Raw genomic sequence first — 16287 nt, forward strand, 5'->3', positions numbered from 1 at the left:
CCGCTCCGCTGGCTGCGCGAGTCGCCCGACCGCTCCCGGGCTGATCCTGCAGCCGGCCCGACACCGGGCATCATGCCAGCGTGCGTGCGGCCGACTCCAGCAGGAGCGTCGTACTGGTCGCGCCCGGATCCTGATGCCCCGCGCTGCGTTCGCCGAGGTAGCTTGCCCGGCCCTTGCGTGCCACCAACGGAGTCGTAGCGTCCCGCCCCTTCGCAGCCGCCTCAGCCGCCGCCGCGAGCGCTCCACCAAGATCGGCGCCCCCGGCAACCGCTGAGTCGTACGCCTCCAGCGCCGGCGCCCAGGCGTCGTACATCGTCTTGTCGCCCAATTCCGCCTTGCCCCGCGCCAGAATCCCGCCGACGCCAGCCTTCAACGCCTCGCCAACACTCGCGACCGTGATCTCTGCCCCGGCCAGCGCCGCCCCGAAACGCAAGAAGAACGTCCCGTACAACGGCCCGCTCGCCCCGCCGACCTTGCTGACCAGCGTCATCCCAGCCTTCTTCATCAGCTCGTCAACCGAAGAAAAGCTGCTCTCATCCAGAACCGCGACAACGGCAGCGAACCCACGATCCATGTTGCTCCCGTGGTCCGCGTCCCCGATCGCCGAGTCCAGCTCGGTCAGATACGCCGCATTCTCGTGAAACACACCCGCGGCGTCCCGCATCCAGTTGGCGAAGTTCTCCACTCCCATGCTCACGCGCCCCAGCGTAGGCCGGGGGTGTTCACCGGTGCGTCCCAGAGGCGTACCAGTTCGTCGTCCACCTTCAGCAGGGTGACCGAGCAACCGGCCATCTCGAGTGAGGTGATGTAGTTGCCGACCAGCGATCGTGCGACCGTGATCCCGGCGCGGTCCAGCAACTGCTGCACCTCGTTGTACATCAGGTAGAGCTCGAGCAGCGGAGTACCTCCCATGCCGTTGACGAAGGCAATCACCGAATCGCCTTGCTGGTAAGGAAGATCCGACAGTACCGGATCGACGAGCAAGGCAGCGATGTCACGAGCAGGTGCCAGCGGCAACCGTTTCCGGCCGGGTTCGCCGTGGATGCCGATGCCGACCTCCATCTCGTTCTCGGCCAGCTCGAAGGTTGGCTTGCCGGCGGCCGGTACGGTGCACGAGGTCAGCGCCATGCCCATGCTGCGGCCGTTGTCGTTGACCCGCTTGGCCAGATCGGCGACCTGCTGCAGCGGCATGCCTTCCTCGGCCGCGGCGCCGACGATCTTCTCCAGCAGCACGGTCACGCCGACACCGCGACGCCCGGCCGTGTAGAGGCTGTCCTGCACCGCGACATCGTCGTCGGTGACGACGGACAGTACTTCGGTACCGGCGTCCGCCGCGGCGAGCTCGGCGGCCATCTCGAAGTTCATCACGTCGCCGGTGTAGTTCTTCACGATGTGCAGTACGCCGGCACCCGCGTCGACGGCCTTCGTCGCGGCCATCATCTGGTCCGGCACCGGCGAGGTGAACACCTCACCAGCACAGGCCGCGTCCAGCATCCCGAGCCCGACGAACCCACCATGCAGTGGCTCATGCCCAGACCCGCCACCGGAGATCAGCCCGACCTTCCCGGCTCTGGGCGCGTCCTTGCGGTAGACGATCCGATTCTCCAGATCGACCCGCAGGCGATCCGGGTGCGCCGCGGCCATCCCACGCAGCGCTTCACTCACAACATCGGCAGGGTCGTTGATGAGCTTCTTCATGAGCCCATCTGAGCACAACCAGCCCGCCCAGGGGAGTCCCCTGGGCGACTCAGTTCAGTCCTTCGGGCGCAACAGCGGCCGGACGACCTCGCGGGCGTCGTGGATGCGGGACTTGATCGTGCCCAGCGGGGCGCCGACCTCCTTGGCGATCTCCTCGTAGGAGAGGCCGTAGACGTCTCGTAGTACCAGCGGGGTCACCATCTGTGGGCGGTCGCGCTCGAGGGTCTCCAGGGCTTCCAGGAGGTCCAGGCGGGTACCGGCGATGACGCTGGTGGTCCGTGGGTCCGGCTTGTCCATCTGCTCGGGGTTGTGCGCCGCCTGGGCGGTCCGCTTCAGCTTGCGGTAGGTCGAGCGGGCCGAGTTCGCCGCGACCGAGTGGACCCAGGTCGAGAAGCTGCTGCGGCCGGAGTACGTGTGGATCTTGGTGGCGACGTTGAGCAGCGCCTCCTGCGCCGCGTCCTCGGCGTCGGCGGAGTACGGCAGCACGCTGCGGCAGATCCGCAGGACGCGCGGGTAGACCAGTCTGAGCAGGTCGTCCATGGCGTTCTTGTCGCCTTCGGCGGCACGCTCGGCCAGGACGGCCAGTTCATCGGTCGGGCTGCTGCTTTCGCTCATCTGCGCCTTCGTTGTCTTGGTCCTCAGGGCGTAGGACTCCGCGTGCACCATAATGCCTTGTATGGGGGTCCCATCCAGACTAGGCCGGTACGTCGTGCGCCGCCGCCTGGGCTCAGGCGGTTTCGCCACCGTATGGCTCGCGCACGACGAGCAACTTGACGCCGAGGTGGCGGTCAAGGTGCTGGCGGACAACTGGGCGCATGACGACTCGGTCCGCCGCCGCTTCCTCGAGGAGGGGCGGTTCCTGCGCCGGGTCGAGTCCGAGCACGTCGTCCAGGTCCACGACGTGGGGGAGCTGGAGGACGGCAGGCCGTTCCTGGTACTCACGTACGCCGACCGCGGCACGCTGGCGGACCGGCTCAAGAAGGAGCCGCTCGCGCTGGAGCCGGCCATCGGGGTCATCGTCCAGGTCGGGCGCGGGCTGCAGGCCCTGCACCGGCGTGGGCTGCTGCACCGTGACGTGAAGCCGGCCAACGTGCTCTTCCGTAGTACCGACGACGACGGTGAACGGGCCGTACTGTCCGACCTGGGCCTCGGCAAGTCGCTCGACGAGGTGTCGAGGATCACCATGCCCGGCGGGACTCCGTCGTACGTCGCACCCGAGCAAGCGATGGGGGAGCGGCTCGACCAGCGCGCAGACCAGTACTCGCTGGGTGCCGTCGCCTACGCAGCGTTGACTGGCAGGTCGCCGCATCAGGTGGACGGCCTCGGTGCCGCCGGCCGGGTCAAGGCAGCCCCGCCACCCAGCTCACTCGGCTTCACCGTGCCGGATCGGGTCGACGCGGCAATCGTCCGCGCCCTCGACCCGGACCGCGAAAAGCGCTGGCCCGACATCGAGTCCTTCACCCGAGAACTGGTCGGCGGCCTCGACGAAACCACCCAGAGCTTCGTCGCCGGCGCCTCGGTCGGTACGCCGGTTGCCGCGCTGGCGACGATTGCACTGAGCACCTCGTCGGCCGGTTCGGTCTCCGCCACAGACGAGACCGAGGTCGGCGAGAAGACCGCCCTGAGCGAGTCCAACGCCCCAACCGTCATCAAAACCGGTACGACGACGGTCGCAGCCGACGCCGCAGGCAACTCGATCGCCGACACCGAAGTTGCCGAGGCAACCACTGCCGGAGCCACCGCGCCAACCGCTGGAGCCGGTACCACCGCCGCAGCCACTGGAACCGCCACCACTGCGGCCGCCTCGACCTCCAGCGATTCCTCGACCTCTCCCGCAACGTCCGCTCCGGCGCCTCGGCGTCGGCGTGGGCGGTGGGTGGTGGCTGCTGTGTTGGCGTTGGTGCTGGGGGCCGGTGCCGGGTTCGGAGTTCAGCGTTATCTGGAGACGAGGAGCGGGTTCGCGCAGATCACCAAGGACCATTTCTCGGTCCGGGCGCCGCGCAACTGGATGGGCGTGGTCTCCAGCGGGAGCTGGACGCCGCCGGGCGCCAAGGCAGAGCGGCAGGCTCTGCTGGTCAGCAAGGACACCCAGTGGGGCACGCCGGGCAACGACACCCCGGGCGTCTTCATCGGCGTGCTGGCCGACCCCTTCGCGCCGGAGAAGATCTTGCCGGACCCGAAGAAGTACGGCTGCACCACGGTCGGCCCGCTCACACCATCCGCCGACGGCACGAAGACCTACCTGGACCAGATTTCGGAGAATTGCGGAAACAGCACTACGCTGCTCCAGCGAGTAGTCAGCACGGGGAATGGCAACTCGCTCCTCATCCAGGTCCAGGTGCCTGGAGCCGAGCGCGACAAGGCCATCGAGGTGGCCCGGTCGGTCACCTATTCCAGCTGAAGGATCCCCGTGAGAGTTGTCGTCGCCGAGCGACTCCGTCCGTCCCCCGCTCTGGTCCAGTCGAGCCGCCGCCGCTTCTACCGCCTACGCTCGGCGATCTTCCGCACCATCTGGCCTGTCGACGCCTGCTGACTCGACGGTCACCCAGGTGACCACGAGCCCGAGCAGCCAAAGCCCGGCCCCGATCCACGCCAGCTGATGCAGCCCACGGATGAAGCCCTCATCCGTGGGCCGACCGGCCACGGCCCCGTAGAGGCCGATCCCGAGCGCCCCGACGGCCTGCCGCGCCGTGTTGTTCACCCCACTCGCCAGCCCCGCGTACTGCGGCGGCAGCGACCCGATCGCCGCACTGACCACCGCAGCGGTCAAGAAGCCCATCCCCAACCCCAGCCCAAGCTCCACCGGTACTACGGCCGCGTACCCGCTATGCGCCCCCACCAACAGCAAGCAGACCGACCCGAGACCGCCCAGAAGCAGCCCCACGCTCATGGGCAGCCGCGGCCCGACTCGAGCCGTCACCCGCCCCGCCACCGGACCCAGCACCGCCAGCGGAACGAACAGCGGCAGCATCTCCAGACCGGCCCGCAGAGCACTGTGCCCCAGCCGCTCCTGCAGGTAGAGCGTCATCACCAGCACTGTCCCGAGCCCCACCAGGTTCATCAGCCCGGCGACCAGGTTGCTCCCCAAGAACCCAACTGTCAGCCGCGGCCGCCGCAGGTGACTGACAGGCTGCCTAGCCGACGGGATCAGCCGGTACGCGACAGGCAGCGCCACTGCGATCACCGGCAGGTTGACGAGGAACACCGCACGCCAACCAAGTGCATTGACCAGAGCTCCACCGAGTAGCGGCCCAGAGGGAAGGGCCAGCGCCCCAGCACCGGCCCAGAGCCCCATCGCTCGGGCACGCGCTGCAGCATCGGAGTACAGGCTGGTGATGAGGGCCAGCGTGCCTGGGAGCAGTAGGGCAGCACCGACGCCTTGGACCGCGCGCCAAGCGACCAGTAGCCCGATGGAAGGTGCTGCGCCGCAAGCAAGGGAGGCCAGGCCGAACACACTCAAGCCGGCCAGTACGACCCTCCGGTGGCCGATGCGATCACCCAGCATCCCGCAGAGCAGCAGCAGGCCCGCCAGCGCGAGCATGTAGCTGTCCACGACCCACTGCTGCCCCGCAAGCCCGGTCTGCAGATCCATCCGCACGGCAGGCAAGGCGACATTGACGACCGTCACGTCGAGCTGGATCAGGAAGATCCCGACACAGAGCACCGCGAGCACCATGGCTCCACCCTCGCCGCGAAACACTACGACCCAGCCCGAAGTATCGCGGTGCCACCATGGACCTATGGAGCACATCGGAGACGCCGATGTGGCCAGTACAGCCGCACTGCTGGCCGAGCCGGCCCGTGCGAAGGTGCTGATGGCCCTGGCCGACGGACGCGCCTTACCAGCCTCTCTACTCGCCACCGAGGCAGGCGTAGCGCCCCAGACGATCAGCTCCCACCTGCGCAAGCTGCTCGACGGTGGGCTGCTCGACGTCGAGCAGTCGGGCCGTCATAGGTACTACCGGCTGGCTGGACCAGAAGTAGCGGCCGCAGTGGAAGCAGTAGCCAGGATCTCCAAGCCGCAGCCGGTCAAGTCCCTCCGCCAGAGCACCCGCGCCGCCGCACTCCGCGAAGCCCGTACCTGCTACGACCACCTAGCAGGCCGCCTCGGCGTCGAACTGCTGGAAGCCCTTGTACGCCGTACTGCCCTCATCCGCACAGACGGTGGCTCCGGTGCAGAACGACGTCCCGACGACCCCCTGGCCAAGCAGTTGCCCGACTGCCCCTACGCACTCGGCCCGGCCGCTCCCGAGGTATTCGATGCCCTAGGCATCGATCTGACCGACAGCACCTCGCCTCGCCGCCTTCTGCGCTGCTGCGTCGACTGGAGCGAGCAGAAGCACCATCTGGCCGGCCGCCTGGGCGCGGCAGTCACCAACAGCCTGCTGGACCGCGACTGGCTCGAACGCCGCGCCTACCCGCGCGCAGTCACCCTCACTCCTACAGGCGAACAACGCCTGACCGAACTCCTGCCCCTCAGCTGACTGGTGAGTCCGAGCGGGTGGCCGACTCGGACGCGTGGTCGAGGATGTCGGCCAGCGCGGACTTGTCCTGCGGCAGACCGGTGACGGCGATCTCGAGCATGCAGAGTCCCTCGTCGTCGGCGAGCCAGCGGATCATGCCGAGCTTGAGGGTGTTGTTGTCGGGGTCGGCGTAGTTGTAGGTCAAGGTCGCGTTCTTGGTCGCCTTGTCGACGCCGTGGGACAGCACCGAGACCATCTTGTCCGCCGAGAGAGCCTTGAACTGGCTGATCCGGACCGCCATCGAGGCAGCCGGCGGCCGGGTGATCTTGAAGCCGCCCTGCACCCGGACCGCGCGCCTGCGCTGGGGCTCGTTGAACTTCATGTCCTTCACCGGGTCGAGCAGGATCATCTCCCAGTTGCCGGGCACCCGCACGCTGACGTGGGACCTGACCGCGCTGGTCACGTCGAAGCTGCGCGTCTTGTAGTGGATGTCCTCGGCCTGCAACGGCTCACTGTTGTCCCGGCGGAGCTTCCGCGGCGGCGTGGACGGCATCGAAGGAGAGTTCGCGGCTTCACCGGGCAGCGGCACGGCCGCCGTACCGGCGGATGCCTGCTGCCCAGTCGTCACCAGCCCGAGCCCGTAGCCACCTGCTCCCCCGAGCAGGGTGACTGCGAGCAGGCCGGAACCGAGCAGCGCGCGTCCGACACCCCTTCCGGCCACGCCCACCCCTCCTCACGGTCCGCCCCCGATACGTCTAGGACACCGTAGACCGCCAAAAGGTTGCCAACTAAATTCCCGGTGCCCGATCGGGCGGTGAGGATCAGTCTCGGACGCGGACCGAGGCGGTGGCCTCGGCGAGGATCTTCTCCAGCACCTTCTGCTCCTTCGGCAGACCGGTGACGCTCATCGAGATGGTGGCCGTGTCGCCGCCGCCGGTCGCGACGAAGCGGACGATGACGTAGCGCGAGGTCGCGCCCGGGATGTACGTGTAGACCAGCGTCGCCACCTGGCGCAGGGTGCCGTCGTCGTCCTTGACCTGGCCGGTGCCCTGGAACAGCGGGTCGACGAAGTTCTGGTACGGCTGGCTGGACTGGACGTTGGTCAGCACGTCCTCCATCGCCTGCTTCACCGACTTGTCGGGGTACAGCGCGGACTCGACCCGGACCGCCCGCTCGCCGCTGGGGTCGAGGAACTTGACCTCGCTGGTCTTGTCCTTGTTCGGCGTGAGAGTCCAGCCGGCCGGCACCCGGATCGACAGCTTCACCTGGCCGGCCACGTCCCCGGTGACGGTGAAGTTCCGCGTCTTGAACTCGAGGTCGTCGAGGTTCAGCGCCTCGAGCGGGTTCGGCTGCGGCGTCTTGCGGATCAACGGGATCGACGGTGTGGACGAAGGGGTCGGTCCCGGAGTCGGGGCGGTGGCCACGTCGCCAGGCAGCGGCCCGGCGTACCCGCCGGCTGTCACCCGCCCGTCGAACCGTTGGCCGCCCAGGTAGCCACCGGCGGCGCCGATGAGCGCAAGCAGCACGATGCCGCTCACCAGGACCGGAGTCTTCATCCGTGCACCAAGTCCCAGAAGGCGAGCTCGAAGCGCAGGACCCGGTCGAAGGCCAGCGTCATGGCCGGGGTCAGCGGTTCTCGGTCGACCAGGCCGGCCAGCTGTTCGACGTACGCCGCGAACTCCGGCGACGACCAGTTCGCGATGAATCCGGCGTACTGCGTATCCGGCCCTGTCGTGTCGCGCACCGACGCCCAAGCGTCGTAGTACGCCTTCTCGACCGCATAGAGCACGGTGATCCCGACCGGCCAGCCCTCTGCGACCGAGGTGAACAGGTACGCCGAGTAGCCCAGGTTCAGCAACGACGGCTCGGTGGAAAGGTCGACACCCCGCTCGGCCGCGGCCGCCTCGAACAGCGCGAGCTCCGGTACGAGCGCGGCCAGGCCACCCGCGAGCACCTTCCTGGCCTCGTCGTCGGGTGCCGCTGCGGCCAGCGCTTCGAGGTACCGGTGGAACGACCGGACGAAGAAGTAGTCCTCGGCGATCCACCGGTCGAAGGTGGCCTTGGGCAACGAACCGGCGGAGGTCCGGGAGACGAACGGGTGGTCCAGGATCCGCTGCCAGGCGGCTGCCTGCGCGGTCAGCAGGGCACGGGTGGTCTCGGGCACCTCGCTATCTTCTCAGGCAACGACCAGCGCGACCGTACTGAAACCTTTCAAGAAGGTCTCGATCCGGTCGAGGCCGGGTTGTCACCAGGACAAAATGGTTGGCCAGGATCCGCCGCGAGTGGAACCGTGGAGAACATGGGGGACGTCCTAGACCGCATGAAGCTCAAGGTTCGCGTGGTGCATTACCACCGTGGCGACGTGGACTGCTGGTACGCCGACATCGACGACGCCGACGACCGCCAGCCCGACGACCCGTACTGGTACGTCGACGGCTGCCGTACGCAGGCCGAGGCGCTGTCCGCCGCCTGCACCCAACTGGCCGCCTTCGACCAGGCACTCGCGGCCGGCGCCTATCCGGAACGCTTGAGCGATCGCAACCTGGCTGCCTGAGCGCTGCGTAGCCGTTTGCTCACTACCTGCATCCCTAGCCAAGCCACGGGCTGAGCCAATAATCTTTACCAAGATTTAGGCGTGACATCCACGAGAGCCGTTCGTTGATCTGTCAGACAACGTGCCGATCAAGATCGGATCTCCTGGGGAGTTGTCACCGAATCGACTGGGGAAAGGCTCGCCCGTGCACAGATTCAACCCACCGCCCAGCTGGCCCGAGCCGCCGACGGCTGCGTGGCGCCCGCCGGTCGGCTGGGAGCCCGACCCCGAGTGGCCGGACGCTCCCGCGGGCTGGGGATTCTGGCTCACCCGGCACGGCCGCAAGGCCAGCGGACCCATCGGCGCGTACGGCGCCGTCGACGCCGGCCGGCTCGAACTGGCCACTGCGGACCGCTCACTCCTGCTGATGCACGGCTGACTTCGGCGCTGCCGTCTTGGTGTGCGGAATTGTTCTTACTTGATCAGGCGATGTGTGATTGCCTTGAATCATGAGCATCAGCATCGGTGTGGTCGGAGCCGGCCAGTTCGCCCCCTCGTTCGTGCGGTTGTGGTCTGCCCATCCTGACGTCAAGGACGTCCGGCTGACCGACGTGGTGCCCGAGCGGACGGCCGAGCTGGCCGCCAAACAGGGCGTCTCACTCACGTACCAGTCGTTCGAGGAGATGCTTGCGTCCGACGTCGACGCGGTCGCGATCTTCACCCAGCGCTGGCTGCACGGCGAGATGGCGATCCAGGCGCTGGAAGCCGGCAAGCACGTCTACTCGACGGTGCCGATGGCGATCCAGGCCGACCAGATCGCGCGGATCATCGAGCTGGTCAAGGAGACCGGCCTGACCTACATGATGGGCGAGACGAGCTTCTACTACCCCTCGTCGGTGTACTGCCGCCGGCGGCTCGCGGCTGGTGACTTCGGCCGGGTGTTCTACGCCGAGGGCGACTACGTCCACGACATGGATCTGGGGTTCTACGCGGCGTACCAGTACAGCGGTGGCGAGGACTGGAAGAAGACCGCGTCCTTCCCGCCGATGCTCTACCCGACGCATGCCGTCGGCAACGTTTTGTCGGTGACCGGTCAGCACGCCACGCACGTCTCCTGCATCGGGGTGAAGGACGAGCGCGGCGACGGGGTGTTCGACAAGGAGATCAGCCAGTTCGACAACGACTTCAGCAACGCGACGGCGCTGTTCAAGCTCGCCGACGGTGGCATCATGCGGACCAACGAGATGCGTCGCGTCGGCTACCCGTCGCACCTGCGGGAGTCGCGGCTGCGGGTGTTCGGCACCGAGGGCAGCTTCGAGCAACTGGCGACGACGACGCTGTGGCAGACCAAGCAGGGCGTCGAGGACATCACCGAGCTGATGGCCACCGAACCCAGCGGCTCCCTGGACGACGCCGACCTGGCCAACGTCGACCCGGCGCTGCGCGACGCCTTCCGCTCCGGCCTGTCACCGGTCCACGATCGCGACCGGCTGCCGGCCGAGTTCGCCGGTCTGCACAACGGCCACGAAGGCTCACACCACTTCCTCGCCGACGACTTCGTCCGCGCCGTCGCCGACAAGACGCTCCCGCCGGTCAACGCCTGGGTCGCCGCCCGCTACACGCTGCCCGGCATCTACGCTCACCAGTCCGCCCTTCAGGGCGGCGTACAGCTGCAGATCCCCGACCACGGCGACGCTCCTGCCTGAGGCCTACTGTTCGTAGACCTTGCGGAGGCGGACCGACATCGAGTTGTCGAGGTGTTTGGTCATCGCGGCCTCGGCGGCGGTCGGGTCTCCGGACAGGATGGCTTCGACGATCTGGCGGTGTTCGACCAGGACTTCGGGGCCGGTGTCGCGGTCGTAGTGCAGGCGGAAGATGTGCAGGTGGCAGTGGGTCCGCTGGAAGGCGAGGCGGACCTGCTCGCTGCCGGACAGTCCGGTGATGAGGGTGTGGAACCGGTTGTCGTGCGCGGTGAGCGACTTGTACCCGGCGTAGTCGACTGATGTCGGCTCGACCGCGGTCGCGAGCTCTGTAGTCAGCAGATCGCGGCCGGTGTCGTCGATGAGCTCGGCCGCTCGTCGTGCTGCCCACGGCTCGAGGAGCAGGCGGAATCGGTACAGGTCGTCGAACTCCGCCAGTGAGAGCAGGGGAGTGGCGCGGTACCCCTTGAGCGGCTCTTTGTCGGCCAGCCCCTCGGACTCCAGCCGCGCCAGCGCCTCGCGGACCGGCGTGGACGAGACCTGGAAGTCGCGCGCGAGACCGTCGATCGAGATCCGCGCGCCCGGCCGGATCGCGTGGTCCATCAGCATCGTCTTGATCGCCTCGTACACGTCGTCGGCCAGCATCTGCCGCCGCAGCAACCGCCGATCCTGCGGCTCCACTGTCTCCATCGGGCACCCTTCGCCAGGGAGTGGTCGTGCCCTTGACCCAGCCCGCGCAGTTCGGCAGGGTGGCACTGGTAATCATGCATCATGCACGATTCCAGCCCGACCAGCCAGCCGGAGGCGGAAAACGATGCTCAGGTTCGACGAGATCGGCGTACTGCCCGAGCCGGGCGACAACGTCGCCATCTCCTCGCGCCGCCTCGAGGCCGGTACCGTGATCGACTTCGCCGGTACGCCGGTGACGCTGCCGCACACCGTGCTCGAAGGCCACCGCTTCGTCGCCCGCCCGGTCGCCACCGGCGAGCCGTTGCTCTCCTGGAACACCCCGTTCGCCCGCGCCCTCCGCGACCTGTCCGTCGGAGACTACGTCTGTACGCCGACCAGCCTCGCCGCCGTGTCAGCCCGCGGCGTCGAAGGCCTCCCGACCGAGCCGAGCGCCAAGAACGAGCCGCTCGACCCGTACGAACTCGACGAGTCGGCCCTCAACCTCGGCCGCCAGGTCACGTCGGTCGAGCAACCCGGCACCTTCCTCGGCTATCCCCGGGAGCAGGGGCCGGCGGGGACGCGCAATCACGTAGTACTGCTGGCGACGAGTTCACGCAGCAGCGGGTTCGTCACCGAGCTGGCTCGGCGCTTCGGCGACGGCGTCGTCGTGCCGGTCGCTCATACCGAAGGTGGCGAGGAAGGTACGCCGAACAACCTGGCGCTCCTGCTGGCCACGTTGGCGGGGTTCGCGCTCAACCCCAATGTCGGCGCGGTGCTGATCGTCGACACCGAGGGCGAACTCGTCTCCGGACAGGCGATCAAGGACTTCATGGCCGAGCGGGGGTATCCGGCGATCCGGGTGCCGCATGCGTACTTCACCAGGCGCGGCGGTTTCGAGGCGGATCTCACCGCGGCGGGCCGATTGGTCGAGCCCTGGTTGCCGATCGTCGCCGCGCAGGAGCGGCGGGAGGTACCGCTGGCAGATCTGTGGATCGGGTTGCAGTGTGGAGGGTCGGACGCGTTCTCGGGGGTCAGTGCGAATCCGTTGTCGGGGGCGGTCGCGCGTGAGGTGATCAGGCACGGCGGCATCGCGGTACTGGCGGAGACCGATGAGTTGATCGGGGCCGAGGGGTACGTTCTCAAGAACGTCAGAGACCTGCCGACGGCGAGGAGATTCCTCAGAACCGTCCAGTCGTTCAAGGAACGGGTCGGCTGGCACGGGCATACCGCCGAAGGCAACCCGTCCGGTGGCAACGTCTATCGCGGCCTCTACAACATCGTCCTCAAGTCGGTCGGCGCTGCCCGCAAGCTGGATCGCGACGTCCGGCTGGACCACGTGATCGACTACGCCGAGCGGATGCCCGGCCACGGTTTCGTCTTCATGGACAGCCCCGGCAACGACCTGGAATCGGTCGCCGGGCAGGTCGCCAGCGGCTGCAACCTGATCTTCTTCACCACCGGCAACGGCTCGATCACCAACTTCCCCTTCGTCCCGACGATCAAGTTCGTCACCACCACGACCCGGTACGACCTGCTGCACGCCGAAATGGACGTAGACGCCGGCCGCTACCTGACCGGCACCCCGATGGACACCCTCACGGCCGAAACCTTCGCCCTCACCGTCCAGGTAGCCTCCGGCCAACCCACCGCAGGCGAACAAGCCGGCCACAGTCAGGTCTCCATCTGGCGCAACTGGCGCCAAACCGCCCCCCGCCCCGGCATCTCCATCACCCCAGACGGCCGCACCACCCGCAACCTCCAAGACCTCCCCACCGAAGACCGAGACGCTCCGTTGGCTGGTACTCCGATCGCGACCTCGGCCGAACCTGCAGGTGAGTTGAGCGACTTGCGGTTGTTGCGGGTTGACGACCGTGTGGTGCCGGAGGCTGTTGGGCTCATCCTTCCGACGAGTTTGTGTTCGGGGCAGATTGCTTTGCGGCTGGCAGGGCAAGGGGAGTTGGAGAGGTGGGCGGGGGATGCGGTGACTCGGATGGTGGCGTTGCCGCATACCGAGGGGTGTGGGTCCAGTGGTGGGGCGTCCGAGGAGACCTTCGCGCGGACGATGCTCGGGTATTTGCTGCACCCCAACACCCGGATGGCGTTGCTGCTTGAGCATGGTTGCGAGAAGACGCATAACGACTACTTCCGGTCGCGGCTGGTGGAAGCCGGTGCTGATCCGTCGCGGTTCGGCTGGGCGAGTATCCAGGCGGACGGCGGGCTCGACGCCGTCACCGGCCGCGTGCGCGACTGGTTCGCCAGCTTCGATCTTCCCAAACCAGAAGAAGTCCAGAGCACCCTGGGCGAGCTCACCATCGCGCTCGAAGCCCGCGGTCCGCTGACCACCGAAACATCCGAGGCACTCGCCTTGACCGGCCGCGCGATCGTCAACGCAGGCGGTTCGATCGTCCTCTCCTCCCGCGGCGCACTCCTCAACGACGAGAGATTCCGGTACGCCGCCTTCGGCTCCACCAACCCGGTCGGCCCGACGATCGCCCACGGCCAGCGCTTCACCGCGAAGGGCTGGCACGTGATGCGAATGCCCGGCACCGACTGGATGGAGACCGTCACCGGCTTCGGCGCCGGCGGCGTCCAGCAAGTACTCGCTCACGTGGCGAGCGGCACCCTCTCCGCCCAACGCTTCGTCCCCGTCATCGAGTTCAGCAGCGACCCCGAGACAGTCGCGCAGTACGGCGACGACCTGGATGCAGTTGCCTCAGGCAACGCCCGCGAACAGGCAGCGGTAGCACTCGAAACCCTGGCCGCAGTAGCGAGCAGACAGCAAGTGCCGAAGGCGGTCGCATCCGGCAACGTCGGCTTCCAGATCACTCGCGGCCTCCTCGGCACCTCGATGTGACCCCAAGCTCGAAAGGTGGAACCAATGCATTTGGTCCGGTACCTGCTCCCGGGACAGCGACCGCTTGCCGGAGTCCGAACCGGTGACACGGTGGCACCGGTTCGCGGGGTCGCCACGATGGCGGAGCTCCTGCGCCTGAGCGCCGAGGAGCTCCGCTCGGCGACGGACTACCGCGAAGACGGCGTACCGGTGGCCGATGTGACCCTGCTGCCGCCGCTCGACGGCCGCGGCGAGGTCTGGTGCGCCGGCGTCACGTACGAGCGATCCCGCGGCGCCCGGATGGAGGAGAGCACCGAGCAGTCCGTGTACGACCGCGTGTACTCCGCGCCGCGCCCCGAACTCTTCCCCAAGTCGCCCGCCTGGCGACTCGTCACCGACGGCGAACAGATCGGCATCCGGGAAGACTCAGGGCACGACGTACCGGAGCCCGAACTCGCCGTCGTCGCGAACAGCCGGGGCGAGATCGTCGGCTTCACCATCTGCAATGACGTGTCCTCCCGCTCGATCGAGGGCGAGAACCCGCTCTACATCCCGCAGGCGAAGGTGTTCGCCGGCGGCTGCGCCCTGGCGACCGGGATCCGCCCGGCGTGGGAGGTCGCGGACCCCAAGAACCTGACCATCGACCTCGTCATCCGCCGCGACGGCGCCGACGTCTTCACCGGCACGACGTCGACGAAACAGCTCGTCCGGGAGCTGCCGGACCTGATCGACGTACTGTTCGCCGCCAACGAGTTCCCCGACGGCGTGATCCTGGCCACGGGTACCGGGATCGTGCCGGAACTGGACTTCGCGCTCCGGGCCGGTGACCAGGTGGCGATCTCGATCAGCGAGGTCGGCACGCTGACGAATACGGTGGCAGTTGGCCGGGAACCATTCGCCTTCCTGGCAGCGCAGACTCTGGAGGAGACCCGATGACCCCCGACACCACTCCCGCTGAACTCGAGCAGGCACTCAGCGACGCGGCGGCTGCCGCCGGACCGCTTGCCGCCTCGGAGCCCGGAGTACGAGCCGGGTGGATCCGTGCGGTCGCCGATGCGCTCGACGCGGCCGCGGACGAGCTGGTACCGATCGCGATGCGCGAGTCGTCGCTGCCTGAGGCGCGGTTGCGGGGCGAGGTCGCGCGAAGCAGCGGGCAGCTGCGGATGTTCGCCGACGCGCTGGCCGAGGCGTCGCTGCTCGAGATCATCATCGACACGGCTGACCCGCAGGCCAAGCCGGTACCGCGCCCTGACCTGCGGCGTGTGCTGGTACCGCTCGGGCCGGTGCTGGTGTTTGCTGCCAGCAACTTCCCCTTCGCGTTCAGTGTTTGTGGTGGCGACACCGCGTCGGCGCTCGCGGCTGGATGCCCGGTCGTCGTCAAGGCGCATCCCGGTCATCCGGATCTGTCGGTACGGACGGCTGAGGTGATGATCGAGGCGCTGCGTGTTGCTGGCGCGCCGGCTGGGACGCTGGGGCTGATCCAGGGGTACGACGTGGGCGTGACCGCGTTGAAGGATCCGCGGATCACCGCGGCCGGGTTCACGGGGTCGGTGCCGGCTGGCAAGGCGCTGCACGAGATCGCGGTGACGCGACCGGAGCCGATCCCGTTCTACGGCGAGCTCGGCAGCCTGAACCCGGTCTTGGTCACGCAGGCGGCCATCGATGCCCGAGGCAACGAAATCGCGGCGGGTTATGTCGGGTCGTTCACTCTCGGTGTCGGGCAGTTCTGTACCAAGCCCGGCCTGCTCTTCCTGCCGGCCGGACACGGTCTGTCAGACAAATTGATCGAGGCGACCGGCGGCGTCGCCGAAGCCCCGATGCTCAACGACCGCATCGCCTCCGGTTTCTCCTCCGGCCTCGACCGTCTCCGCAAGGTGGATGGTCTCCGCGTGCTCAGCGACGGGCCCGCCACCCTGCTCGGTACCACGGTCGCCGAGCTGCTCGAGCGCCGCGAGGAGATCCTCGAGGAGTGCTTCGGCCCCGTCTCGATCGTCGTCGAGTACTCGTCTGTTGAAGAACTGACCGCCGCGGTGGAAGCCTTCGAAGGCAACCTCACCGCCACCCTCCACGCGGAAGACGCCGACACCGACCTGGCCCGCACCCTGCTCCCGCTCCTGACCGCGCGGGCCGGCCGAGTCCTCTGGAACGGGTGGCCGACAGGAGTCGCCGTCTCCTGGGCCCAGCACCACGGTGGCCCCTTCCCCTCAACGGTCGGCTCCATCCACACCAGCGTCGGCGTCACCGCGGCCCGCCGCTTCCAACGCCCGGTCGCCTACCAGGACACCCCTGACGCAGTACTTCCTGAGGTACTGCGAAACGCCAACCCCGCCGGCATCCCCCGCCGGATCAACGGAGTCATCACCACCGCCGAAGTACCCAGCTGACCCGCCT

16 protein-coding genes are annotated in these 16287 nt (G+C 68.0%); 8 read left to right on the forward strand and 8 right to left on the reverse strand.

The window, feature by feature from the left end; all coding sequences use genetic code 11:
* Positions 1–70: 70 nt before the first annotated feature.
* From dhaL to ACIA12_RS25215, 3 genes are read right to left on the reverse strand one after another with little or no spacing between them, the layout of a single operon-like run.
* Positions 71–691 (reverse strand): dihydroxyacetone kinase subunit DhaL, encoded by a 621-nt coding sequence (gene dhaL, locus ACIA12_RS25205; RefSeq protein ID WP_396370421.1) that lies wholly within the window; start codon positions 689–691, stop codon positions 71–73.
* A gap of 2 nt (positions 692–693) precedes the next feature.
* Positions 694–1698 carry a dihydroxyacetone kinase subunit DhaK gene (dhaK, locus tag ACIA12_RS25210; protein WP_396369541.1) on the reverse strand — a complete coding sequence of 335 codons (1005 nt, stop codon included), beginning with the start codon at positions 1696–1698 and terminating at the stop codon, positions 694–696.
* A gap of 54 nt (positions 1699–1752) precedes the next feature.
* A complete protein-coding gene (locus ACIA12_RS25215) occupies positions 1753–2313 on the reverse strand; it encodes an RNA polymerase sigma factor (protein WP_396369542.1) in 561 nt (186 codons plus the stop codon).
* A 94-nt stretch (positions 2314–2407) separates the two neighbouring features.
* On the opposite strand from ACIA12_RS25215, the gene ACIA12_RS25220 reads away from it, so the two are divergent.
* Positions 2408–4099 carry a serine/threonine-protein kinase gene (locus ACIA12_RS25220; RefSeq protein WP_396369543.1) on the forward strand — a complete coding sequence of 564 codons (1692 nt, stop codon included), beginning with the start codon at positions 2408–2410 and terminating at the stop codon, positions 4097–4099.
* A gap of 84 nt (positions 4100–4183) precedes the next feature.
* Here ACIA12_RS25220 and ACIA12_RS25225 read toward each other — a convergent pair whose 3' ends face one another.
* Positions 4184–5374: an MFS transporter gene (locus ACIA12_RS25225; RefSeq protein ID WP_396369544.1), complete on the reverse strand. Its 1191-nt coding sequence runs from the start codon at positions 5372–5374 to the stop codon at positions 4184–4186.
* Between the two features lie 64 nt (positions 5375–5438).
* Here ACIA12_RS25225 and ACIA12_RS25230 point away from each other — a divergent pair, with 64 nt between their 5' ends.
* Positions 5439–6182 carry an ArsR/SmtB family transcription factor gene (locus tag ACIA12_RS25230; RefSeq protein WP_396369545.1) on the forward strand — a complete coding sequence of 248 codons (744 nt, stop codon included), beginning with the start codon at positions 5439–5441 and terminating at the stop codon, positions 6180–6182.
* On the opposite strand, the gene ACIA12_RS25235 is transcribed toward ACIA12_RS25230, so the two are convergent.
* The 3 genes from ACIA12_RS25235 to ACIA12_RS25245 form a co-directional block, all read right to left on the reverse strand.
* Positions 6175–6882 carry a hypothetical protein gene (locus tag ACIA12_RS25235; protein ID WP_396369546.1) on the reverse strand — a complete coding sequence of 236 codons (708 nt, stop codon included), beginning with the start codon at positions 6880–6882 and terminating at the stop codon, positions 6175–6177. The genes ACIA12_RS25230 and ACIA12_RS25235 overlap by 8 nt on opposite strands.
* Before the next feature lie 100 nt (positions 6883–6982).
* The gene (locus ACIA12_RS25240; RefSeq protein WP_396369547.1) at positions 6983–7717 is read right to left on the reverse strand and encodes a hypothetical protein; all 735 of its coding nucleotides are present in this window, start codon (positions 7715–7717) and stop codon (positions 6983–6985) included.
* Positions 7714–8325, reverse strand: coding sequence for a transcriptional regulator (locus tag ACIA12_RS25245; protein ID WP_396369548.1), 612 nt, complete (start codon positions 8323–8325; stop codon positions 7714–7716). Before ACIA12_RS25245 ends, ACIA12_RS25240 begins: the two co-directional genes overlap by 4 nt.
* 135 nt (positions 8326–8460) lie before the next feature.
* On the opposite strand from ACIA12_RS25245, the gene ACIA12_RS25250 reads away from it, so the two are divergent.
* The 3 genes from ACIA12_RS25250 to ACIA12_RS25260 all read left to right on the forward strand — a co-directional run bounded on the left by ACIA12_RS25250 (position 8461) and on the right by ACIA12_RS25260 (position 10400).
* A complete protein-coding gene (locus tag ACIA12_RS25250; RefSeq protein WP_396369549.1) occupies positions 8461–8715 on the forward strand; it encodes a hypothetical protein in 255 nt (84 codons plus the stop codon).
* A gap of 184 nt (positions 8716–8899) precedes the next feature.
* Positions 8900–9133 carry a hypothetical protein gene (locus ACIA12_RS25255; protein WP_396369550.1) on the forward strand — a complete coding sequence of 78 codons (234 nt, stop codon included), beginning with the start codon at positions 8900–8902 and terminating at the stop codon, positions 9131–9133.
* 70 nt (positions 9134–9203) lie between these two features.
* The gene (locus ACIA12_RS25260; RefSeq protein WP_396369551.1) at positions 9204–10400 is read left to right on the forward strand and encodes a Gfo/Idh/MocA family protein; all 1197 of its coding nucleotides are present in this window, start codon (positions 9204–9206) and stop codon (positions 10398–10400) included.
* A 3-nt stretch (positions 10401–10403) separates the two neighbouring features.
* Here the strand turns inward: ACIA12_RS25260 and ACIA12_RS25265 are convergent, their stop codons facing one another.
* Positions 10404–11084 (reverse strand): GntR family transcriptional regulator, encoded by a 681-nt coding sequence (locus ACIA12_RS25265; protein WP_396369552.1) that lies wholly within the window; start codon positions 11082–11084, stop codon positions 10404–10406.
* Between the two features lie 124 nt (positions 11085–11208).
* On the opposite strand from ACIA12_RS25265, the gene ACIA12_RS25270 reads away from it, so the two are divergent.
* From ACIA12_RS25270 to ACIA12_RS25280, 3 genes are all read left to right on the forward strand, one after another.
* Positions 11209–13917: a UxaA family hydrolase gene (locus ACIA12_RS25270; protein WP_396369553.1), complete on the forward strand. Its 2709-nt coding sequence runs from the start codon at positions 11209–11211 to the stop codon at positions 13915–13917.
* A 117-nt stretch (positions 13918–14034) separates the two neighbouring features.
* Positions 14035–14832 (forward strand): fumarylacetoacetate hydrolase family protein, encoded by a 798-nt coding sequence (locus ACIA12_RS25275; protein WP_396369554.1) that lies wholly within the window; start codon positions 14035–14037, stop codon positions 14830–14832.
* Positions 14829–16280 (forward strand): aldehyde dehydrogenase (NADP(+)), encoded by a 1452-nt coding sequence (locus ACIA12_RS25280; RefSeq protein ID WP_396369555.1) that lies wholly within the window; start codon positions 14829–14831, stop codon positions 16278–16280. The genes ACIA12_RS25275 and ACIA12_RS25280 overlap by 4 nt, the downstream gene beginning before the upstream one ends.
* The last annotated feature ends 7 nt before the right edge of the window (positions 16281–16287 follow it).

This window comes from Kribbella sp. NPDC051620 (assembly GCF_044453825.1).
In the GTDB taxonomy this organism is placed as follows: Bacteria; Actinomycetota; Actinomycetes; order Propionibacteriales; family Kribbellaceae; genus Kribbella.